The following is a 21,993-nucleotide window of genomic DNA, read 5'->3' on the forward strand; positions in this document are numbered from 1 at the left end:
TTAGAGGGGAATGGAGAGATACATACGCGTATGGAAACGGGGGACCATAAGCTGCTGACCGAGATGATGAAATACAGAGCAACCGAACAGCTATGGTCAATGGGCGACCGGATTGTGGCCGCCGTATCCGGCGGTCCCGATTCGATGGCTCTGCTGCATCTGCTCTGGCTGGCGGCCCGGCAGGAGCAGCTCGCGATTATTGCGGCCCATGTTAATCATGGCTTCCGCAAGGAGGCTTCCCGGCAGGAGGCGGAGATGGTGCGCCAATATGCGGAGAAGCTGGGCGTACCCTTCGAGATGATCGAGCTCGATATGCCCGCATACATAGAAGAAACGGGAATGAATGCGCAATCCGCGGCGCGGGAGAAGCGGTATGCTTTTTTACATAAAACCGCGGTAAAATACGGCGCGTCCGCCATAGCGCTTGCCCATCATGCAGATGACCAGGCGGAGACGGTGCTGATGCGCGTCATCCGCGGAGCGGGCTTAACCGGCCTTGCGGGAATGGCCGCAAAACGGCAAGAAAAAAACGTGGAACTTATTCGACCATTGCTTCGTATGAACAAGTCAGACATTGTGCGCTACTGCTCCGAGCAGGATATTCCGTATTGCCTCGACAGCAGCAACAATGAGAGATATTACTTCCGGAATGTCGTTCGGCTCGATGTTATTCCTTATCTTTCGCAATTTAACCCTCAGCTTACCCACTCGTTAAGGCGAATCGCCGACGTAGCGGGGGCGGAGGATGACTGGATGGAGCATGAAGCGCGGCGGATGTTCACATCGCTTGTAACGTTATCCGCGGATGAATGCAAGCTGAATACCGGTCAGCTGAACGGTCTTCATGTCGCTTTACAAAGAAGATTGATTAAACTAATATTAAATTATCTTTCGAAGGATGCAGAAATTGCCTCCTTTGACGCGATTGAGACGATGCGGCTTGCGGCAGCCCCTGCAGCCCCGAGTACCTGGCGATACGACGCGGGCTCGGGTGTTCGGTGCATCCGTGAGTATAGCAGCATCCGATGGGTGCGAGTGCTGAAGGCATCGGACATGTCCGAAGATGGCTATGCCTTTTCCATTTCCGGGGATTCGAAGTCGGTGCATATCACAGCCGGCGGAAGAGCGCTGCATATCGAGCGGCTGAAGCGGGGTGAAGCGGTAAGACCTGCGGGACGGAGCGAGGTTTGCTTTGATGCGGACCAGCTTGTTTTTCCGCTTACGATACGTAATCGGCAGCCTGGCGACCGAATTCAGGTTTTAGGATTAAATGGGTCCAAAAAAGTGCAAGATATGTTCGTTGACGAAAAGATCGCGCCATCCGAGCGTGAACGATATCCGCTGCTCGTTGACGCGGATAACCGCCTGCTCTGGATTCCGGGGATAAGACGTTCAAGCCATGCTCAAACCGGTCATGAGACAACGGACTTCCTGTTCATTCGAATGGAGAACGAATAAGAAGCACTGCTGTATTCATAATTATAAAGTGAAAGATATAGGAGGATTTACATTTTGTTGAACGATATTAAAGAGGTACTCTATGACGAAGGACAAATCAAGGCGAAGGTGAAGGAGCTTGGGGAAACGTTAAGCCGCGATTTCGACGGGCGTAATCCGCTCGTTATTTGCGTCCTCAAAGGCGCGTTTATTTTCATGTCCGACCTGGTCAAAGAGATGCCGATTAAACTTGAGCTCGACTTTATGGCGGTATCAAGCTACGGGGCTTCGACCAAATCGTCGGGCGTCGTAAAGATTATTAAAGATCTTGATGCTTCCGTAGAAGGGCGTGACGTCCTGATCGTCGAAGATATTATTGACAGCGGTCTGACGCTCAGCTACCTGATCGATGTGCTGGAACGCCGCAATGCCAAGTCGGTAACGGTTGCCACGCTGTTCGACAAGCCTGCGCGCCGTTCGGTTGATCTGGAGGCAGACTACACCGGGTTCTCGCTGCCGGATGAGTTTGTTGTCGGCTACGGCCTCGATTACGCAGAGAAATACCGCAACCTTCCGTTCATCGGCATTCTGAAGCCGGAAGTTTACGAGAAATAGAATTTGCGGTTAAACCGGCATGTCTCCCCTTACTCTTGGTTCTATTGAGATGGAAAGTCATGCTATGTTAAAATATTAAAAGCGTCTTGAGAGGAGGTAGGGGATGAATCGGATCATCCGTAATACTGGATTTTATTTGATCATCTTTTTAGTAACGGTTGGGATTATTCAGTTTATCAGCAGCCAAAATAATACTACCGTCGGAATTCGTTACGATCAGCTTCGCCAAGCGATCAGTTCCAATAACGTGGAAGAGCTGACCGTGAAGTACGATGGTTATACTTATTTGGTTTCAGGTAAATATAAAGAACCGCCTGCGGACTCCAAAAACGGAGAAAAGAACTTCTCCTCGCGTATCGGTCTAGAAGCGGGGCAGGATATTCTTGATGCAGAGAAGCAATACGGATTTAAGCTGAACTACAAGCCAATGGATACACCCAGCATCTGGCTTACGTTCCTTACTTCCATAATTCCGTTTGTGATCATATTTATTTTGTTCTTCTTCCTGATGAATCAAGCTCAGGGCGGCGGAGGCAAAGTGATGAACTTTGGCAAGAGCCGCGCAAGGCTGTACAACGAAGAGAAGAAGCGCATTACATTTGAGGACGTCGCAGGTGCCGACGAAGAGAAGCAGGAGCTTGTCGAAGTCGTCGACTTCTTGAAGGACCCTCGCAAATTCAACGTCGTGGGCGCGCGTATTCCGAAGGGCGTATTGCTTGTGGGTCCTCCGGGTACCGGTAAAACGCTCCTTGCCCGCGCGGTAGCCGGCGAGGCAGGCGTGCCGTTCTTCAGCATCTCCGGTTCGGATTTCGTGGAAATGTTCGTCGGTGTCGGCGCATCCCGTGTCCGCGACTTGTTCGAGAATGCGAAGAAAAACGCACCTTGTATCATCTTTATCGACGAGATCGATGCGGTTGGCCGTCAGCGCGGCGCCGGACTTGGCGGCGGACATGACGAACGCGAGCAAACGCTCAACCAATTGCTCGTTGAGATGGACGGCTTTGGTGCCAACGAGGGCATTATTATCGTCGCTGCGACCAACCGTCCGGATATTCTTGACCCGGCGCTTCTTCGTCCGGGACGCTTCGACCGTCAAATCACGGTTGACCGTCCAGACGTAAAAGGACGCGAAGCGGTACTGAAAGTCCATGCGCGCAACAAGCCGCTGGCAAAAGACGTGAAGCTAGACGTCATTGCGAAACGTACGACGGGCTTTACCGGCGCGGATCTCGAGAACCTGCTGAACGAAGCAGCGCTCCTTGCAGCCCGCCGCAACAAGAAAGACATTGCCATGCAAGAGGTTGACGAGGCGATTGACCGCGTAATCGTTGGTACGGAGAAGAAAAGCCGTGTCATCAGCGACCGCGAGAAACGGATTGTCGCTTACCACGAAGCTGGTCATACCATTGTCGGCTACTTCCTGGAGCATGCGGACATGGTACACAAAGTTACGATTATCCCTCGCGGCCGTGCCGGCGGTTACGTCATTATGCTTCCGAAGGAAGACCGTATGCTCGTAACGAAGCAAGAGCTGCTTGATAAAGTAACGGGTCTGCTTGGCGGACGCGTTGCGGAGGAGTTGTTTATCGGCGAGATTGGCACTGGCGCGTACAGCGACTTCAAGCAAGCGACCGGTATCGTCCGCAGCATGATTATGGAATACGGTATGAGCGACAAGCTTGGTCCGATGCAGTTCGGCCAATCGCAAGGCCAAGTATTCCTGGGCCGTGATCTTGGGCATGAGCAGAACTACTCCGATAAGATCGCTTACGAGATTGATCAGGAAATGCAATTCTTCATCAATGATTGCTACGCTCGCGCGAAGCAGTTGTTAACGGAGAAGAGCAGAGAAGTGCATCTGATCGCTCAAACGCTTCTTAAAGAAGAAACGCTCGAGCTTGAGCAAATCAAGAATTTGATCGAATCCGGTGATCTTGCAGGCGGAACCGAGCCTGCAGGTGAAGGCAGCGGTGCGGCGGAGTCCTCTTCCGAGCCAATCGTGGATACGATCGGCGGTGTGAAGGTTCGTATTCAAACCCGCGATGCAGGTGAGATTACACCTCCTGAACTGGACGAACAAAAACCAGATGACGAAGATCCAAACAAGGGATCTTAATAAGAAAACAGCTGTCCGAAGTTTGCCTCATAGCAAACGAAGGGCAGCTGTTTTTGTTTGGCGTTTGGGCTTTAGGGGTATTAACGAAGTGGCATATCCGGTTGATGTAAGATATTTGTCGGAAAATTCCAAATTTTACTCGCACAAATGTAAAATTATTAATGCGGTGTAAGGTGAACAAAATTTCTGTGTCAAATTAGTTGACATAATGTGATTGACGGCTGTTAGATTGTAATTATAATTAAGGAGAATAGTGGCGCTGGACATCAAGAATAATAAAGATAGTGCAATTGCCCTAAACACAAATAAAAGCAGGGGAGAGAACAGGTATGAAGAAACAAGTTGGTTTAATGCTAATGATCATCCTGGCGTTGACATTTGTCTTGTCCGCATGCGGAAGCAAGAGTCATGACAACACCAATAACTCTAACAAAGGCAGCAACGAAGGTGCCGCATCCCCGGGAACTTCTGGAGCAGCCTCCAAACTGAAGATCGGTATGGCGACTGACGTTGGCGGCGTTAACGACAAATCCTTTAACCAAAGCGCTTGGGAAGCTCTGAAAAAAGTAACGGCTGATACCGGCGCTGAAACGAAATATCTTGAATCTAAAGGCGATGCCGACATGGAGCCGAACCTAAAGGCTTTCGTATCGGAGAAATATGATCTGACTTGGGGTATCGGCTTCCTGTTTACGGATGCGATGACCAAAGTAGCGACAGAAAATCCAAACTCCAAATTCGCGCTTATCGATGCCGAAGTGGACCTGCCTAACGTTGAATCCGTATCTTTCGCGGAGAATGAAGGCTCGTTCCTCGTTGGTGTTGTTGCCGGTCTGATGACAAAAACGAACAAAATCGGTTTTGTAGGCGGCATGGAAATTCCGGTTATCAAAAAGTTCGAAGCCGGCTTTAAAGCGGGCGTAGAAGCGGTTAATCCTGAAGCTGCGAAAAATATGAAAATTAACTATGTAGGCGACTTCTCCAAGCCTGACCTTGGCAAGCAAGCGGCTGCAACGATGTATGACGCTGGCGTTGACATCATCTTCCACGCATCCGGCGCATCCGGCAATGGCGTCTTCAACGAAGCAAAATCCCGTAAAGACGCTGGCAAAGACGTATGGGTTATCGGCGTAGACAAAGACCAATCGCTTGAATTCGGCGACGCAATTACACTGACTTCGATGATGAAGGGTGTGGAAGCGGCTGTATATAAAGTTTCAACGGATCTGATTAACGGTACATGGCAAGGCGGTAAAGTGGTTACGCTTGGTCTGAAAGACAACGGCGTAGGTTTGCCTGAGACTTCGACGAAAAACGTTCCGGCTGACGTTCTTGCGAAAGTGGATGAATTCAAACAAAAAATCATCAGCGGCGAGATTACAGTACCAGTCAAATAATTTTCCTTGCGAAAATAATTTGATGTCGCTGTGTCAAGGCAAGGCCGGCAGGAAGCCGGTCTTGTCCTTTTTTGCCATACAGGTAGAAACCCCGGGGGGATGATGGAAGAATGGACCGGAGCACAACGGCTGTTGAACTAAAAGGAATAACAAAACGTTTTCCAGGGTTAGTGGCCAATGACAACATCAATTTTGAACTGAAAAAAGGCGAGATTCATGCCCTGCTCGGCGAGAACGGGGCGGGCAAATCGACGCTGATGAATATTCTGTTCGGCTTGTATCAGCCGGAAGAAGGCGAGATTTGGGTTAACGGCAACAAGACCGTCATTGACGGTGCGGGTAAAGCAATTGAACTTGGGATCGGCATGGTCCATCAGCATTTCAAGCTTGTGCAGCCGTTTACGGTTGCGGAAAATATCGTGCTCGGCAACGAGCCGTCGAAATTTGGATTTCTGAAATATAGACAAGCAAATCAGAGAGTTCGGGAGCTCTCCGAACGTTACGGATTGAAAGTAGATCCGCAGATGCGGATTCAAGATATTACAGTCGGCATGCAGCAGCGGGTAGAGATTCTGAAGACCCTGTACCGCGGTGCCGATATTCTCATCTTCGATGAGCCAACGGCCGTACTTACGGTTCAGGAAATCGAAGAGCTGATTGAAATTTTGCGCAACCTGTCCGCAGAGGGCAAGTCGATTATTCTGATTACCCATAAGCTGAAGGAAGTTATGGCGTTGGCTGATACGGTAACCGTTATCCGAAGAGGCAAGGTTATTCGTACCCTTCCAACCTCGGAAACAAACGAACGGCATTTGGCCGAGTTGATGGTCGGAAGAGACGTCACCTTCGAAGTCGAGAAATCGAAACAGGAGCCTGGCGATATTGTGCTGTCCGTTGATTCGCTGCGTATGAAAGGCGATCAAGGCAAGCAGGCTCTCAATGGTATAAGCTTTGAGGTTCGGGCTGGCGAGATTCTCGGTATCGCGGGGGTTGACGGCAATGGCCAAAGCGAGCTTATTTACGCGATTACGGGGATGCGCGGCGTGAATGATGGAAGCGTAACCCTGAACGGCAAGGATATAACGAACCGAACGCCGCGCGAAGTGTCGCTAGCCGGTGTGAGTCATATTCCGGAGGACCGGCATAAGCATGGACTCGTCCTTGACTTTACCTTGAGCGAGAACATGATTCTCGGCAGCTATTTCGATCCTCAATTCGGCAAGAATGGCTTTATCGACTTTAAGGCAATGGACATGCTGGCCGATAAGCTGGTCAACGAGTTTGATGTCCGCGGCTCCGGTATCCATGCGAAAGCGCGATCGCTTTCCGGCGGCAACCAACAAAAGGCGATTATCGCCCGCGAGCTCTGGAAAAACCCGGACCTGCTTATTGCGGTTCAGCCGACACGCGGCCTTGATATCGGCGCAATTGAATACGTGCATAAGCGTCTGGTCGAAGCGCGCAATCAAGGCAAAGCGATTCTTCTCGTTTCTTTTGAGCTGGATGAGCTTTATTCCTTGTCCGACCGGATTGCGGTTATGTACGAAGGACGTTTAATGGGCGAAGTGGATGCCGATCATCGCGATGATCAGCAGCTTGGCCTCATGATGGCGGGCGATGCATCCGCTGCCGCTACAGCAGAAGGGAGGAAGTAGAGCGAAATGAACACGATGAGAAAAATATTCGACAAGTCTTCCTTCCTCGTGCCGCTTGTGGCGATCATCCTTGGTCTCATCTGCGGTGCGCTTGCGATGCTTGCGGGCGGTTATGATCCTTGGATGGCTTATACCGCTTTGGTGAAGAAGCTGTTCGGCAGTCCTTACGATATCGGTGAAGCGATTCGCGCGATTACGCCGCTTATCTTTACCGGTATTTCGGTAGCCTTCGCTTTCCGTACGGGCCTCTTCAACATCGGTGCCGACGGTCAGTTTCTGATGGGGATGACGGGCGCAACGATTATCGGGGTAACGCTGGATCTGCCATGGTATATCCATGCGCCGCTTGCGATTATCGTAGGCGGGTTGTTTGGCGGGTTGTGGGCGGCGCTCGCCGGTTACTTGAAGGCAGCGCGAGGCGTAAACGAGGTTATCTCCTCCATTATGCTGAACTGGATTGCCCTCTTCCTGTCCAACTATATCGTAGGTACGTATCTCGTCATGGAAGGCCAGCAGAAATCGAAGCCGGTTCATGAATCGGCGCTTGTATCGATCAAGTGGCTGTCCGAAAGCATGGGCAATGCCCGTATGCATTGGGGAACGCTGTTTGCGATCATCGGCTTGATTGTGTTTTATGTCATCTTGTGGCGTACGAAAAAAGGCTATGAGCTTCGCGCGGTTGGCCTTAATCCGAATGCAGCTCTGTATGCGGGGATGAACGTTAACCGCACGATCATTACTTCGATGTTTATTAGCGGTGTGTTTGCCGGACTTGGCGGCGTATTCGAGATTCTCGGCGTCTTTGGTTACCAGACGGTTATGGCCGCATCATGGGGTTATGGCTTTGACGGCATCGCCGTTGCCCTGCTTGGCGGCAATACGCCAATCGGCGTGTTCCTTGGCGCCGTGCTGTTTGGCGGATTGAGCTACGGCTCGGCCGGCATGAGCTTCGGAGCGAATGTGCCTCCCGAGATTGTAAGGATCGTTATCGGATCCATTATCTTCTTTGTCGCTTCGCATGGTCTCGTGAAGTTCTTCCTGAAGCCGTTTATGGCTCGCCGCTCGAATAAAGGCAAATCGGAAGGAGGCAGTGCCCTGTGAACGCACTAGATACAATCGGACAATTAATAAGCATAACGCTTGTCTTCTCCACCGCTTTGATCTTCACCGGACTAGGCGGCGTGTTCTCGGAGCGGTCGGGTGTTGTGAACATCGGTCTTGAGGGACTTATGATCGCAGGCGCTTTCGGGGCTGCCGTATTTACCGATCAAGCCATTCAGGGCGGTATGAAGCATGGCGCTCCATGGATTGGACTGCTTGCCGGTCTGGTTCTTGGACTTGTGGTGTCTTTGCTGCATGCGGTTGCCACGATAACGTTTAAAGCCGACCAGACCATTGTAGGCGTCGTTATTAATATCCTGGCAGCGGGCCTTGCCATTTATCTGACGAAAAGCCTGTATGAAGGCTCCGGACAAACAACAACGCTGGAATATGTATTTAATCCGGTTGCGATTCCGGGACTATCGGATATTCCTTTGCTCGGCAAAGGTATTTTCACCGCTTACCCAACCACTTATATTGTGATCGGGGTAGTTATTCTCAGCTATATCGTTTTGTACCGCACAACCTTTGGCCTCCGTCTCCGTGCGGTGGGCGAGCATCCAAGCTCGGCCGATACGGTTGGCATCAGCGTAACGAAGTACCGTTATATCGGCGTTATGCTAAGCGGCGCTTTGGCCGGTCTTGGCGGAGCAACGATTGCTCTGACAACAACAAGCAACTTTGCCCATAACACGATTTCCGGGCAGGGCTTTATCGCGATTGCTGCCGTGATCTTCGGCAAATGGAATCCGCTTGGCGTTGCCGGCGCCGCGATCTTCTTCGGGATGGCGCAGGCGCTCCGCAACTGGGCCCAGCTGTTCGAATGGTCGCATCATATTCCGAATGAATTTTTCTATATGCTGCCATACCTGCTGACGCTTCTTGTGCTTGCGGGCGCGGTGGGACGCTCGGCGGCGCCAGGCGCCCTTGGCGAGCCGTACGACCCGGCGAAAAGGTAGCGGAATCCACTTGCAGCAGCTGTTTATGCCCTCTTCTCCGCCTTATGCAAAATTTGCTGCGGAGAAGAGGTTTTTTATTGCCTAAATACATTGACAGCATCCTGCGCCTGGAGTAAATTAAACCTTAACAAAAGAATCACAAATCGGCCATTGACTTTGAAATAGTTTGTGCATCAATTCACAAAGTCTGGATAGCCATAATCGGAATGGGCCTTATCGCCCATCCCTCATAAGAGGAGAGGATCAACTGTGGAAGCACTGGCGCTGGAACGCAAGGCGGAACAGAATCGAGAACTGCGTGAAAGGCTCATGCAATTGAAGAAGGAACGCAATGCCATCATTCTTGCCCATTATTATCAACGAGATGAAATTCAAGAGGTGGCCGATTTCCGCGGGGACTCGTTCCTGCTTGCGCAAAAGGCTGCACAAACCGACGCGGACGTTATTGTTTTTTGCGGCGTTCATTTTATGGGAGAAAGCGCGAAAATTCTGGCTCCTAATAAAACCGTAATTATTCCCGACGAACGTGCCGGCTGCCCGATGGCCGACATGGTTAACGTGGACGGACTGCGCAAGCTGAAGGCGCAGCATCCGAACGCGACCGTCGTTACGTATATTAACTCTTCCGCAGAGATCAAGGCGGAGACGGATATTTGCTGTACCTCGGCCAACGCCGTTAAAGTGGTGAACTCGGTTGAAAGCGATGAAGTGATCTGGGTACCGGACAAGAACCTTGGCCATTACGTGCAGCAGAACACCGACAAGAAAATGATTATCTGGGAAGGCTACTGCAACACCCATGATATGCTCACCGTGAAAGACGTTGAAGAAATGAAAGCGAAATATCCGAATGCTCAATTCGTTGTGCATCCGGAATGCCGTCCCGAGGTTGTGGAGCTTGGCGATTTCGTCGGCAGTACAACGGCGATTATTAAATATTGCAAGGAATCGGATTGCCAGGAGTTTATCGTCGGCACGGAAGACGGTACCGGCTACCAGCTTCGTCTGGACAGCCCGAACAAGACATTCCATTTTGCATCCAAATATTTGGTTTGCCCGAACATGAAAGTGAACAACTTGAAAAAGCTGGTGAAATGCCTGGAAACCATGCAGCCTCAAATTTACGTTCCTGATCATGTTGCGGACGAAGCCCGTAAGTCCCTGGAGCGCATGTTACTCGTTAAATAGGAGGAGCATGCGCTACTCCTATGCTTGGAGGCGCATTACGAAGATGATGATACCAAGATATCTTGTTGATCTGTCGCTCGAGGACTTGCCGGTAATAGAGAAGGACGTAATTGTAATCGGGGCCGGCATCGCCGGTCTTTTTACCGCACTTCGGGCAAGCGAGAATAAACAGTCTGTCTTAATGATTACGAAAAAATCACTGCTCGACAGCAATACGCGTTACGCGCAGGGCGGTATCGCGGCCGTAATTTCGGATGAGGATTCCCCGGCTTACCACCGTGAGGATACGCTTATTGCAGGGGCTGGCCTCTGCTCCGAGGACGCCGTTAACGTTCTGGTTCATGAAGGACCGGAAGGCGTTAACAATCTGATCAGCATGGGGACGCAGTTCGATTTGGAGAATGGTGAATTCGCGCTGACCAAGGAAGGCGCGCACAGCCAGCGCCGAATCCTTCATGCGAATGGAGATGCGACGGGCTATGAAATCGTGCGTGCCCTTTCGGAGAAGGCAACGGCCGACCCGGGCATTGACGTATGGGACGATCATTTCGTGATCGATCTTGTCACGCAGGACGGCGAATGCTGCGGAGCGATCGTACAGAAGCCGGACGGACAACGCTTGCATGTGCGCGGCAAAGCCACGATTCTGTGCTCCGGCGGGACGGGCCAATTATACCGGTACACAACAAATCCGGATGTGGCAACCGGCGACGGCATTGCGATGGCTTATCGGGCGGGTGCTCTCATTCAGGATATGGAGTTTGTGCAATTCCATCCGACCTCGCTATGTTATCCGGGTGCCCCTCGCTTCTTGATCTCGGAGGCTGTTCGCGGAGAAGGCGCTTTTCTGCGCAATATCCGGGGCGAACGGTTTATGGAGCGTTATCATCACCAGCTGGAGCTGGCGCCGCGCGATGTCGTGGCACGCGCTATTGTAAGCGAGATGGAAGAGACGAAGTCAACCTTCGTCTATTTGGATATCACGCATGAATCGCCGGAAATGGTGAAGCACCGCTTCCCTACTATTTATGAATTTTGCCTGCAATACGGATTGGATTTGACAACCGACTGGATTCCGGTTGCGCCGGCTGCCCATTATATGATGGGCGGAGTCAAAACCGATCTGTTCGGGGAAACCAATATAAGAAGACTGTTTGCATGCGGAGAAGTATCCTCTACCGGCGTCCACGGGGCGAACCGCCTTGCGAGCAATTCGCTGTCCGAAGCGATTGTGTTCGGCAAACGGATTGTAGACAGCATTATGAAGCTGCCGGAGCTGGAGACGAAGCCTGTTATTGAAAGGAATCAGCCGCGCAGCAGTGCGCCTATGCAGGCGGTAGTCGAGAAAAGGCTGAAGCTGCAGAAGGTGATGGTACGGTATGCCGGGCTTCGTCGCGATGCGCACGGTCTTGAGAGAGGACTGGAGGAATTGAAGCGGCAGCTGCCCTTCTTCCAATCCGTTCTGACCAAGCGCGAGGAATACGAGTTCGCAAACCTGCTGACCTGCGCGATTCTGACCACCGAATCCGCGCTTCAGAGGGAAGAAAGCCGCGGCGGGCATTACCGGGAGGACTTTCCGGAGAAGAATGACCAGGTATGGCGCAAGCATACCGTGATGCACCGGCTGCAAGGAACGACGGAGGAGCGAATTATTCATGTTTGATACAACATTCGGCACTTATAACCATGCCCTGCGCGAGCAAATCCGCAGCTGGCTTGCTGAAGATATCGGCAGCGGCGATATTACGACGGCAACAACCATTCCGATTGGCTCGCAGTCTACGGCGGTGATCCATGTGAAGGAGAGCGGGATTATTGCCGGCCTTCCGGTAGCGCAAATCGTTTTCGAGATCGTGGATCCGTCGCTTCGGTTCGAAGCAAAAGCGAAAGACGGCGATTACGTGGAGAAGGGTACGGTCATCGCAACCGTGGAAGGCAGTACCCATAGCCTGCTTACCGGCGAGCGTCTGGCGCTTAACCTGATGCAGCGTCTGTCCGGCATCGCAACAAAGACGAATGCTTTCGTTACGGCGCTGGAAGGCTTGCCCGTCCGTCTTGTGGATACGCGCAAAACAACGCCGGGCCACCGGATGCTGGAGAAGTACGCGGTCCGCGTTGGCGGAGGAGCAAATCACCGTTTTGGTTTATATGACGCCGTAATGATCAAAGATAATCATATCAAGGGCGCGGGCGGAATCCGCCAAGCTGTTGAAGCATCCCGCGCGGCGATTCCACATACAATGAAGATCGAGGTAGAGGCCGAGTCTCTGGAGCAGGTAGAAGAAGCATTGGCATGCGGAACAGATATTATTATGCTGGATAATATGGCGCCGGCTCTTATGACGGAGGCGGTAAGCCTCATCAAGTCCCGCTCGCCTCATGTTATAGTAGAAGCATCGGGCAATGTTCGTCTGGATACGGTTCGCGGCATAGCAGCCTGCGGCGTTGATGTCATCTCCGTCGGCGGCTTGACCTATTCGTTTAATGCCCTTGACATCAGTCTGGATTTGAATGAGAAAAAAGGAGGCGCGCGGGCGTGATTTTAGTAATCGATGTGGGCAACACAAACATCGTTCTGGGCGTCTATAAAGGCAAGGAACTGCTGCATCATTGGCGGCTCAGCACGAACCGCTCGGCGACCGTTGACGAATACGGCATGAACATTCATAATCTGTTCCACTATGCGGGGATCCGGATGGAGCAGATCGAAGGCGTTATTATCTCCTCGGTTGTTCCGCCGCTCATGCGTGCCTTGGAACAGCTTTGCATGAAATATTTGCGCAAGACGCCGCTTGTCGTTGGTCCCGGCATTAAAACAGGGCTTAATATCCGCTACGAGAATCCGCGCGAGGTTGGTGCGGACCGGATCGTGAATTCCGTTGCCGGTATTGTGAAATATGGCGCGCCGCTTATCGTTGTTGATTTCGGCACGGCCACAACGTTTGACTATATTGATGCCTCGGGGAGCTACCTGGGCGGAGCGATTGTACCCGGCATTGGCATTTCCACGGAAGCTTTGTACCAGCGTGCGGCCAAGCTGCCGCGTATTGAACTGGTTAAGCCAAAGAGCGTCATCGGCCGCAATCCCGTTACGTCCATGCAAGCCGGTATTATCTACGGCTATGCCGGACAAGTTGACGGTATCGTAAACCGGATTAGAAAAGAGTTTCAAGTAAGCCCCCGCGTTGTGGCAACGGGAGGGCTGGCGGAGTTAATTAGCACGGAATCGGAAACGATAGAAGAAGTCGATCCACTTCTGACGTTGGAAGGATTGCGCATTATTTACGAACGAAATCAGGAGGGATAACCATGGAGCAGTTACCAGACGTACTCGTCCGGGGTACGGCGTGGGGAGGTAAAATCCGCGTCTTTGCAGCCTGCACAACACAGCTTGTAAACGAGCTTCAGCAGCGTCATCAGACATTGCCGACAGCAACCGCAGCCTTCGGGCGCACGGCAACCGCAGCCGCAATTATGGGAGCCATGCTGAAGGGCGAGGAGCAGCTGACGGTAAAAGTAAAAGGCGACGGTCCAATCGGCCAAATCGTGGTTGACGCGAATGCGCACGGCGAGGTGCGCGGATATGTCGATAACCCGGATGTTCTGCTGCCAAGCAACGAGCACGGGAAGATTGACGTTGCCGGCGGAGTTGGCCGGAACGGTTATCTTCACATTATCAAGGATCTTGGCCTCAAGGATCCTTACCTCGGCAGCGTACCTATTATTTCGGGCGAGCTGGGCGAGGATTTCACCTATTACTTTGCCGTATCCGAACAGACGCCTTCCGCAGTTGGACTTGGCGTGCTTGTTGAGCCGGATGGAAGAGTTACTCATGCAGGCGGCTTTATTTTGCAGCTTCTGCCCGGCCTTACGGATGAGGAGATTACCCGTCTTGAGCAGACTATCGGTTCCATTCCGCATGTGACGCAGCTGATGGAGCAGGGCGAAACGCCGGAGGGCATCCTCCGCAGGCTGGTAGGCGACGATCTGCAAATCCATGATTCGCTGGAGCTGAAGTTCCAATGCAAATGCTCGCGGGATCGGGTGGAGCAGACACTGATCAGCCTCGGGGCATCGGAGCTGGAGCAGATTATTGAGGAAGACGGCAAGGCAGAGGTAGTCTGCCATTATTGCAATGAGGCTTACACGTTTGACCGGGAACAGCTGCAAGAGCTGCTTGACCAGGCGAAGCCAAAGCTAGTGCAATAACGCCGGGGGCATTCACGGAAATGAAGAAATACGGGGTATTAAAAGCGGTTGTTGTTCTTCAAGCGATCTGTATGATCGTACTAAGCGTGGCGGTTATTGTGAAGCTGTCTCCGTTCTCGGACGATTCCGACAAGCATGATCCCGATTCGGAGACAAAAGCGCAAGCCGGGGATACGCCAAGCGAATCTGATCACGCACGCAGCGAAGGCATCGCTGCAATGGTAGGCGGGTTCCCGATTACGGCTGCGGAGCTGGCAGAGCAGCTTAAGCGGCAGTATGGCGATAATGTGCTGCGGACCATGATGGTTCACAAGGCGATTGATTTGGAAGCAGAGGCCCAGCAGTTAAGCCTGTCCTCCGAGGAAGAGGAAAGGGAGCTTGCCGCTATGATGGACGGCTATGATAACGAGGACGTTTTTTATGAAGTGATGAAAGAACAGCTTGGCATGACGAAGAGTGACGTGGAGGAAGACGTAAAGTACCGTCTGCTGCTCGAGAAGATTGCCATATTAACCGTTAATCTGTCCGAAGCGGAGATCGAGAATTACATAGCGTCTCATTCGGAGCAGTTCTCGGACCGGCTAAGGCTTCATATACAGTGGATTGTCACCGATACGAAGAAGGAAGCGGACGAAGTGCTCGATAAGCTTTCGGACGGCGATTCGTTCGAGCAGCTTGCGCTCGAGTATTCGAAGGATGCCAATACATCGAATGCGGGCGGCGACCTGGGTCTTATCGATTCGGACGATCCGTTCTACGATGCCGGTATGCTGGAGGAAGCGAGCAGGCTGCAAACCGGGGAGTCAACCGGACCCATTAAGGTTCCGGAAGGCTATGCGGTTATACGCGTGATGGAGCGGCAGAAAACAGAGGGTCTGACCGGCCATGTCCTGTACGATACCGCCCGCAAGGAGCTGGCACTGTCCAAGGCCAAGCCGCTTAATGAGATCGAGGATGATTTGCTCAAGAAATACAACGCGGAGATTACCCCTTAGGAGCACTTATCTATTATATGATATGGAAGCCGCCGGACTGGGCGGCTTCTGCCTTTTCCTGTCAATTCAAGAAAGAAACTATTGACAACGGACACGAGAGATTGATAAGATGTTAGTAGTGAAAAACCAACTGAATTAGTCGGAATAAGGGAGGCAATTATTCTCATGGCTAGAATCGTTAACAGCGTAACTGAACTTATTGGTGATACACCGCTTGTTCGTTTGAACCGTCTTGTACCGGAAGACAGCGCGGAAATCTATGTGAAGCTTGAGTACCAGAATCCGGGCGCAAGCGTTAAAGACCGTATCGCGATCAGCATGATCGAAGTAGCGGAGCAAGAAGGCGTCTTGAAGCCTGGCGATACAATCGTTGAACCTACAAGCGGCAACACGGGTATCGGTCTTGCTATGGTAGCGGCGGCAAAAGGCTACAAAGCGATCCTCGTAATGCCAGAAACAATGAGTATCGAGCGCCGCAACCTGCTTCGCGCTTACGGTGCTGAGCTTGTTCTGACTCCAGGATCCGAAGGCATGAACGGCGCCGTTCGCAAAGCGGAAGAGCTGGCGAAAGAGAACCCGTCCTACTTCATCCCGCAACAGTTCAAGAACCAAGCTAACGTAAAAGTACACCGCGAAACAACAGGTCCGGAAATCGTAGAAGCGATTAACTCGCTTGACGGCAAGCTGGACGCTTTTGTTGCCGGTATCGGTACTGGCGGTACGATCTCGGGTACGGGCGAAGTACTGAAGAAGAACTTCGAAGGTATCAAGATTTACGCGGTTGAGCCTGCTGCATCCCCGATCCTGTCGGGCGGCAACCCAGGTCCTCACAAAATCCAAGGTATCGGCGCCAACTTCGTGCCGGATATCCTGAACCGTGAGATCTACGACGCCGTTATTACCGTTGAGAACGAAGAAGCTTTCGAATATGCACGCCGTGCTGCGAAAGAAGAAGGTATCCTGTGCGGGATTTCTTCCGGCGCTGCGATCTTTGCTGCTCTGAAAGTAGCGAAAGAGCTCGGTAAAGGCAAACGCGTCATTGCCGTTGTTCCTTCGAACGGCGAACGTTACCTGTCCACGCCTCTGTTCAACTTCGAGAACTAATATGTCTCCTATAAGTCCCCCGTTCCTAAGAACGGGGGCTTTTTGACGTTTGTTGAGGCTTTTTGTATACTTAGCAAATCATACCTGATCGGAGGGAATTGACATGTTCACCGCACTAGGGCAGTGGGCTTTATGGCAGGCAGAGCGCAAATACACCACCTTGCCGCTGCTGAAGCGCATTTCGCTTCATACCATTACGGTGGATTCATGGGAGTCGGCATGGAGCGCGGCTTCCCCGCATGCATTCGTATTGGAAAGCGGCAAGGATGGACGTTATACCTATTTGGGGCTGCATCCGGAAGGGGTTATCCGCGGCAAAGGATACAATGCCCATTCATCGGAATGGGACCGGGAGGGACAAGTCCTATCGGGGCAGCGCTGGGAGGGCAAGCCGCTGGAGGTTGTTCGGCGCTGGATGGAGCCGCACCGTTCCCCTAAACTTGCGGACGGTCCTAAGTGGACGGGAGGCTGCGTAGGCTTTTGGAGCTATGATGTGATTCGCTCTATCGAGCGGCTGCCCGAGCTTGCGGCAGATGATACGGGACTTCCGGACTATCTGTTCCTGCGAATGAACCGGATCTGGATTGTGGATCAACAGGAGAAGATGCTGTACTGCGCGGTCCACACGGCGGTTACCGGCGAAGAAAGCGAAGCCCAGCTGCAAGCGAAGTACGACGAGGCGGTTGTACAAGCGGAGGAGATGGCTTTATTCTGGCAGCAGCATATTCAGCTTCAGGATGGAGAGGCGTCTGTCGTACGCGAGAAGCGCAGACAATTCACGGCAAGCGACAGCCTTCACATTGACGTAGAGTCGGTAGAAGGCATCACCTCCCCATTCCGGAAGGAAGCCTTTATGGAGGCAGTTCGACGGATCCAGCGGTATATCAGCCAGGGCGACGTATTCCAGGTGAACCTGTCGCAGCGGCAGAGCCGGAAGGTCAGCTCCTCGCCGGAGGAGCTGTACGAATGGCTGCGTATTTTTAATCCGTCGCCTTATATGGGCTTTCTACGCTGTCCGGACTTCCAGCTGGTCTCCGCCTCTCCGGAGCTTCTCGTCGAGCAGAACGGCGACAAGCTGGCTACCCGCCCGATTGCGGGCACGCGCCGCCGGGGCCGCTCGGAGGAAGAAGACCGCGAGATGGCGGAGGAGCTCCGTACAAGCGAGAAGGAACGGGCCGAGCATATTATGCTGGTTGACCTGGAGCGTAACGATCTTGGACGGATATCGGAATTCGGAACCGTTAAAGTGGAAGAGCTTATGGTCATCGAATATTATTCCCATGTGATGCATCTGGTCTCGCAGGTGGAAGGACGCCTCGCGGAAGGGAAGGATGCCTTTGACGTCATCGCCGCTACATTCCCTGGCGGAACGATTACCGGCGCGCCGAAGATCCGGACCATGGAAATCATCGAGGAGCTTGAGCCCGTGCGGCGCGGGGCCTATACGGGATCGCTCGGATGGATTGACTATAATGGCGATATGGAATTTAATATAATAATAAGAACGATGGCGGTGAAGGACGGTATCGTTAATATTCAAGCCGGAGCGGGTATCGTTATTGATTCCGACCCGGAGCGGGAATATTACGAATCGTTGAATAAAGCAAAGGCGCTATGGAAGGCGATTCAGTACAGCGAGCGGTTTGCGGAGCGGACAAGCCGGGCATAGCGCGGAGCGATACACAAAGGGGGAGCAGGAGCGATGATTCTAGTAATTGATAATTATGATTCCTTTACGTACAACTTGGTGCAGTATTTGGGTGAACTGGGCGAAGAGGTTGTCGTGAAACGGAATGACGAGATTGATCTTGCGGGCATTGAGGCGCTAAAGCCTGACCATATCCTAATCTCGCCAGGGCCTTGCTCTCCGAACGAAGCAGGGATCAGCCTGTCGGTCATTGAGCATTTCAAAGGCATTATTCCGATCTTTGGCGTATGTCTTGGCCACCAGTCGATCGGACAAGCGTTTGGCGGCGACGTTGTGCGCGCGGAGAAGCTGATGCACGGCAAGACGTCAGAAATCCTGCATGACGGCAAAACGATCTTTGAAGGGATTCCTTCCCCGTATACGGCTACCCGTTACCACTCTCTAATCGTAAAGCGCGAGACGCTTCCGGATTGCCTGGAGATCAGCGCGGAAACGGCAGAAGGCGAAATTATGGGACTGCGCCATAAGGAATATCCGATTGAAGGCGTACAGTTCCATCCCGAATCGATCATCACGCAGCACGGTCATGACATGCTGCGCAATTTCTTGAAAATCCGGACGGGCGCGGCGCGATGAAGATCGGGCTGAACGGTACGGTAATGGAATCTAGCGAAGCTGTGATCTCGGTATACGATCACGGCTTTTTGTACGGTATGGGGTTATTTGAGACGTTCCGCACGTACGGCGGCAAGCCGTATTTGCTGGAGCGGCATATGAAGCGACTGGCGGAGGGCTGCGAAGCAATCGGTATCCGTTACAAGCCGGATCTGGATGCGCTTCGGAAGATGATAGACGGACTGCTGAGAGAAAACGGGCTTACGGAAGGTTATATCCGTCTCACCGTTACGGCGGGAACCGGGGAGCTGGGACTTCCGTCGGGGGATTACGAGCAGCCAACGGAGTTCATGCTCGTTAAGGCGCTTCCGCCCCATAACGAGAGCCTGTACAGCGAAGGCAAAGAATTACGACTGCTTAAGACCGCAAGAAACACCCCGGAAGGGGCCATTCGATTAAAATCTCTCCATTATATGAACAATATAATTGCTAAGCGGGAATTGCTGGCAAGCGATGCTTCGCCGTCGGCGGAAGGGCTTATGCTGAGCCATGAGGGACTTCTTGCGGAAGGCATCGTCAGCAATTTGTTTTTTGTGCAGGAGAGTGCGATTTATACCCCTTCAATAGATATCGGCATTTTGCCGGGAATAACAAGGCAGCGGGTTATCGAGCTGGCACGCGGGCTTGGCTATACCGTGAAGGAAGGGCATTATCTGTTTGAGGAGCTCCTTGCCGCGAATGAAGTGTGGCTGACGACTTCTATACAGGAGCTTGTACCGGTAACGCGCGTAACCGATCATCATGGCGGCAGTACGGTGGTTGGTTCCGGATCGGCAGGACCCGTGCTGCGGGAGCTGCTGCTAGCCTACCGCCAAGATACGGAGGAACAACAACGATGAGTGAACAAGAACGGAGACAGGAACTTACAGGCTATAAGCCGACCTTTTGGACTAGAAGCTATGAGCTTGACGGTGGATTGACGCTGGAGCTTGGGAAGCGGACGCTGATTATGGGCATTCTGAACGCTACGCCGGATTCTTTTTCTGATGGCGGACGGTATAACCATGCGGATGCTGCCGCTGCACGTGCGGCGGCTATGGTTGAGGAAGGCGTCGATATTATCGATATCGGCGCGGAATCGACGCGTCCCGGCTTTGAGCCGGTTAGCGTAGAAGAAGAGCTGCGCCGCCTGCTGCCCGTTATCCGGGCGGTACGCGAGGCTGCGCCTCACGTGCCGATCTCCATCGACACGTACAAAGCCGAGACGGCGCGCCAGGCGCTTGAAGCGGGCGCGCATATCATCAACGACATCTGGGGTCTGAAGCATGACCCCTTTATGGCGGCCGTGGCGGCCGAATATGGCTGTCCGGTTATTATCAGCCACAACCGCCCTGCCCGGGACTACGGCGACCTTGTCCCGGATGTGCTCGCCGACCTGCAGGCGAGCGTGGCCATTGCGCTTCAGGCAGGCGTTGAAGCAAGCCGGATCTGGCTCGACCCGGGTCTTGGCTTCGCCAAGGACCATGACGACAACCTCGAATTCATGGGCCGGTTGTCGGAACTGACCGCGCTTGGCTACCCGGTGCTGCTTGGCACCTCGCGCAAACGGTTTATCCGGCAGACGCTTAACCTGCCGGTTGACGAACTTGCGGAAGGCACGGCAGCAACAACGGCGCTTGGCATTGCTCAAGGCTGTCAAATCGTACGCGTGCATGATGTAAGGGCGAATAAGCGGACAGCGATGATGACCGACGCGATTATGTACCGCAAATAACGGCGTTTATGCCTTCGTTCAGATAGAAAGCGAGGAAGCTAAAGATGGACAGCATGATCATGAAGGGCATGCAATTTTACGGCTATCACGGTGTTTTTTCGGAGGAGAACCGGCTGGGACAGAAGTTTATCGTGGATCTTGACCTGAGGCTAGACCTGGAGAAAGCTGCGGCAACCGATGATCTGGACGCAACGATCAACTATGCCGAGCTGTACGAGCAGATCAAATCCGTCGTGCAGGGAGAGCCCTATAAATTAATCGAAGCTTTGGCCGGCGGCATTGCAACGCGGGTTTTGGAAGCTTATACTATGATAAATGAAGTGACGGTTCGCGTAACGAAGCCAAATCCGCCGTTCGAGATCCATTTTGACGGGGTTACGATTGAGCTCCGCCGCAAGCGGGACGGGAATGGGCGTGTTGTCCGTGTCTAACACCGCGATGCAGGCATACATAGCTATGGGCTCCAATCTTAACGATCGCGAAGGACTGCTTCGGCAGGCGGTGGAATACCTCCGTCAGCAGCCCGGCGTTCAAGTTTTGAGGGTATCCGGTATTTATGAGACTGACCCTGTCGGGTATACGGATCAGCCGGCTTTTCTGAATATGGCGATGGCCGTTGAGACCACTCTTTCCCCCATTGAGCTTCTTCACGTGTTATTTAAAGCGGAACAGCTTCTTGGCCGCGTAAGAGATATACGCTGGGGACCGCGCACCATAGATCTAGATCTGCTGTTATATGGAGATGTTACGATGGATGACGAGGAGCTGACGCTGCCTCACCCCCGTATGATGGAGCGGGCTTTCGTGCTGGTTCCGCTTGCGGATGTCATCGATTCGTCCCATCCTCTGCAGGACCGTGTTTCGATTACTGCAGCAGCGGCGCTTCAGGATGGAAAGGAAGGCATCACGTTATGGAAAATCACCAATTGGCTCAGCGGGTCCGGGCATTCCGGAAGCTGAAGGGCTACACCCAGCAGGAGCTGGCAAAGGTATTAGGCGTATCGGTTGCGGTCCTTGGATCGCTGGAGCGGGGAACCCGCAAGCCCGATGCCCGGCTTATGATGAATATTGCGAATACGCTTGGCATCAGCTATGAAGAATTAATGGATACGGAATCATAACGTACCTTTCATATGACGCACTAGAACTTCATTACTGCCGTCATTAAGGCGGTCATTTC

Annotated in this window: 21 protein-coding genes; all 21 read left to right on the forward strand. The window is 52.6% G+C overall.

What is annotated here, in order from left to right:
* Positions 1–30 precede the first annotated feature (30 nt).
* The 21 genes from tilS (at position 31) to WFK81_RS28980 (ending at position 21,934) form a co-directional block, all read left to right on the forward strand.
* Positions 31–1,458: a tRNA lysidine(34) synthetase TilS gene (gene tilS / locus WFK81_RS28880; protein ID WP_336790713.1), complete on the forward strand. Its 1,428-nt coding sequence runs from the start codon at positions 31–33 to the stop codon at positions 1,456–1,458.
* 54 nt (positions 1,459–1,512) lie between these two features.
* Positions 1,513–2,052 carry a hypoxanthine phosphoribosyltransferase gene (hpt, locus tag WFK81_RS28885; protein ID WP_336790715.1) on the forward strand — a complete coding sequence of 180 codons (540 nt, stop codon included), beginning with the start codon at positions 1,513–1,515 and terminating at the stop codon, positions 2,050–2,052.
* A gap of 103 nt (positions 2,053–2,155) precedes the next feature.
* Positions 2,156–4,168 carry an ATP-dependent zinc metalloprotease FtsH gene (gene ftsH / locus WFK81_RS28890; RefSeq protein ID WP_336790717.1) on the forward strand — a complete coding sequence of 671 codons (2,013 nt, stop codon included), beginning with the start codon at positions 2,156–2,158 and terminating at the stop codon, positions 4,166–4,168.
* A gap of 329 nt (positions 4,169–4,497) precedes the next feature.
* Positions 4,498–5,565: a BMP family lipoprotein gene (locus WFK81_RS28895; protein WP_336790719.1), complete on the forward strand. Its 1,068-nt coding sequence runs from the start codon at positions 4,498–4,500 to the stop codon at positions 5,563–5,565.
* Between the two features lie 110 nt (positions 5,566–5,675).
* Positions 5,676–7,220: an ABC transporter ATP-binding protein gene (locus WFK81_RS28900; RefSeq protein WP_336790721.1), complete on the forward strand. Its 1,545-nt coding sequence runs from the start codon at positions 5,676–5,678 to the stop codon at positions 7,218–7,220.
* A gap of 6 nt (positions 7,221–7,226) precedes the next feature.
* Positions 7,227–8,321: an ABC transporter permease gene (locus WFK81_RS28905; RefSeq protein WP_336790723.1), complete on the forward strand. Its 1,095-nt coding sequence runs from the start codon at positions 7,227–7,229 to the stop codon at positions 8,319–8,321.
* Entirely contained in the window at positions 8,318–9,280 is a 963-nt protein-coding gene (locus WFK81_RS28910) for an ABC transporter permease (RefSeq protein ID WP_336790724.1), read from the forward strand. Before WFK81_RS28905 ends, WFK81_RS28910 begins: the two co-directional genes overlap by 4 nt.
* A 249-nt stretch (positions 9,281–9,529) precedes the next feature.
* A complete protein-coding gene (gene nadA, locus WFK81_RS28915; RefSeq protein WP_336790726.1) occupies positions 9,530–10,468 on the forward strand; it encodes a quinolinate synthase NadA in 939 nt (312 codons plus the stop codon).
* A gap of 46 nt (positions 10,469–10,514) precedes the next feature.
* Entirely contained in the window at positions 10,515–12,131 is a 1,617-nt protein-coding gene (nadB, locus tag WFK81_RS28920; RefSeq protein WP_336790756.1) for an L-aspartate oxidase, read from the forward strand.
* The gene (gene nadC, locus WFK81_RS28925; protein ID WP_336790728.1) at positions 12,124–13,008 is read left to right on the forward strand and encodes a carboxylating nicotinate-nucleotide diphosphorylase; all 885 of its coding nucleotides are present in this window, start codon (positions 12,124–12,126) and stop codon (positions 13,006–13,008) included. Before nadB ends, nadC begins: the two co-directional genes overlap by 8 nt.
* Positions 13,005–13,775 (forward strand): type III pantothenate kinase, encoded by a 771-nt coding sequence (locus WFK81_RS28930; RefSeq protein ID WP_336790730.1) that lies wholly within the window; start codon positions 13,005–13,007, stop codon positions 13,773–13,775. Before nadC ends, WFK81_RS28930 begins: the two co-directional genes overlap by 4 nt.
* 2 nt (positions 13,776–13,777) lie before the next feature.
* Positions 13,778–14,677 (forward strand): Hsp33 family molecular chaperone HslO, encoded by a 900-nt coding sequence (hslO, locus tag WFK81_RS28935; RefSeq protein WP_336790732.1) that lies wholly within the window; start codon positions 13,778–13,780, stop codon positions 14,675–14,677.
* Between the two features lie 20 nt (positions 14,678–14,697).
* The gene (locus WFK81_RS28940; RefSeq protein ID WP_336790733.1) at positions 14,698–15,672 is read left to right on the forward strand and encodes a peptidylprolyl isomerase; all 975 of its coding nucleotides are present in this window, start codon (positions 14,698–14,700) and stop codon (positions 15,670–15,672) included.
* Between the two features lie 165 nt (positions 15,673–15,837).
* Positions 15,838–16,776 carry a cysteine synthase A gene (cysK, locus tag WFK81_RS28945; protein WP_336790735.1) on the forward strand — a complete coding sequence of 313 codons (939 nt, stop codon included), beginning with the start codon at positions 15,838–15,840 and terminating at the stop codon, positions 16,774–16,776.
* 103 nt (positions 16,777–16,879) lie between these two features.
* A complete protein-coding gene (locus WFK81_RS28950) occupies positions 16,880–18,445 on the forward strand; it encodes an anthranilate synthase component I family protein (protein WP_336790737.1) in 1,566 nt (521 codons plus the stop codon).
* 33 nt (positions 18,446–18,478) lie between these two features.
* Positions 18,479–19,060: an aminodeoxychorismate/anthranilate synthase component II gene (pabA, locus tag WFK81_RS28955; protein ID WP_012772078.1), complete on the forward strand. Its 582-nt coding sequence runs from the start codon at positions 18,479–18,481 to the stop codon at positions 19,058–19,060.
* Complete coding sequence (gene pabC, locus WFK81_RS28960) at positions 19,057–19,938, forward strand: aminodeoxychorismate lyase (protein ID WP_336790739.1); 882 nt, start codon at positions 19,057–19,059, stop codon at positions 19,936–19,938. The genes pabA and pabC overlap by 4 nt, the downstream gene beginning before the upstream one ends.
* Positions 19,935–20,813: a dihydropteroate synthase gene (folP, locus tag WFK81_RS28965; RefSeq protein ID WP_336790741.1), complete on the forward strand. Its 879-nt coding sequence runs from the start codon at positions 19,935–19,937 to the stop codon at positions 20,811–20,813. Before pabC ends, folP begins: the two co-directional genes overlap by 4 nt.
* 44 nt (positions 20,814–20,857) lie before the next feature.
* Positions 20,858–21,244: a dihydroneopterin aldolase gene (folB, locus tag WFK81_RS28970; protein WP_336790743.1), complete on the forward strand. Its 387-nt coding sequence runs from the start codon at positions 20,858–20,860 to the stop codon at positions 21,242–21,244.
* Between the two features lie 7 nt (positions 21,245–21,251).
* Positions 21,252–21,773, forward strand: coding sequence for a 2-amino-4-hydroxy-6-hydroxymethyldihydropteridine diphosphokinase (folK, locus tag WFK81_RS28975; protein ID WP_336790745.1), 522 nt, complete (start codon positions 21,252–21,254; stop codon positions 21,771–21,773).
* Entirely contained in the window at positions 21,725–21,934 is a 210-nt protein-coding gene (locus WFK81_RS28980; protein ID WP_012772083.1) for a helix-turn-helix domain-containing protein, read from the forward strand. The genes folK and WFK81_RS28980 overlap by 49 nt, the downstream gene beginning before the upstream one ends.
* The last annotated feature ends 59 nt before the right edge of the window (positions 21,935–21,993 follow it).

The organism is Paenibacillus sp. MMO-177, from assembly GCF_037147795.1.
Lineage (GTDB): Bacteria > Bacillota > Bacilli > Paenibacillales > Paenibacillaceae > Pristimantibacillus.

Bases quoted from the DNA above. Each gene is read 5' to 3' on its own strand.
- WFK81_RS28900 (WP_336790721.1), top strand. From the start codon at position 5,676: ATGGACCGGAGCACAACGGCTGTTGAACTAAAAGGAATAACAAAACGT.
- folK (WP_336790745.1), top strand. From the start codon at position 21,252: ATGCAGGCATACATAGCTATGGGCTCCAATCTTAACGATCGCGAAGGA.
- nadB (WP_336790756.1), top strand. From the start codon at position 10,515: ATGATACCAAGATATCTTGTTGATCTGTCGCTCGAGGACTTGCCGGTA.
- WFK81_RS28895 (WP_336790719.1), top strand. From the start codon at position 4,498: ATGAAGAAACAAGTTGGTTTAATGCTAATGATCATCCTGGCGTTGACA.
- WFK81_RS28905 (WP_336790723.1), top strand. From the start codon at position 7,227: ATGAACACGATGAGAAAAATATTCGACAAGTCTTCCTTCCTCGTGCCG.
- tilS (WP_336790713.1), top strand. From the start codon at position 31: ATGGAAACGGGGGACCATAAGCTGCTGACCGAGATGATGAAATACAGA.
- pabA (WP_012772078.1), top strand. From the start codon at position 18,479: ATGATTCTAGTAATTGATAATTATGATTCCTTTACGTACAACTTGGTG.
- WFK81_RS28950 (WP_336790737.1), top strand. From the start codon at position 16,880: ATGTTCACCGCACTAGGGCAGTGGGCTTTATGGCAGGCAGAGCGCAAA.
- nadC (WP_336790728.1), top strand. From the start codon at position 12,124: ATGTTTGATACAACATTCGGCACTTATAACCATGCCCTGCGCGAGCAA.
- WFK81_RS28940 (WP_336790733.1), top strand. From the start codon at position 14,698: ATGAAGAAATACGGGGTATTAAAAGCGGTTGTTGTTCTTCAAGCGATC.
- cysK (WP_336790735.1), top strand. From the start codon at position 15,838: ATGGCTAGAATCGTTAACAGCGTAACTGAACTTATTGGTGATACACCG.
- ftsH (WP_336790717.1), top strand. From the start codon at position 2,156: ATGAATCGGATCATCCGTAATACTGGATTTTATTTGATCATCTTTTTA.
- folP (WP_336790741.1), top strand. From the start codon at position 19,935: ATGAGTGAACAAGAACGGAGACAGGAACTTACAGGCTATAAGCCGACC.
- folB (WP_336790743.1), top strand. From the start codon at position 20,858: ATGGACAGCATGATCATGAAGGGCATGCAATTTTACGGCTATCACGGT.
- WFK81_RS28980 (WP_012772083.1), top strand. From the start codon at position 21,725: ATGGAAAATCACCAATTGGCTCAGCGGGTCCGGGCATTCCGGAAGCTG.
- pabC (WP_336790739.1), top strand. From the start codon at position 19,057: ATGAAGATCGGGCTGAACGGTACGGTAATGGAATCTAGCGAAGCTGTG.
- hslO (WP_336790732.1), top strand. From the start codon at position 13,778: ATGGAGCAGTTACCAGACGTACTCGTCCGGGGTACGGCGTGGGGAGGT.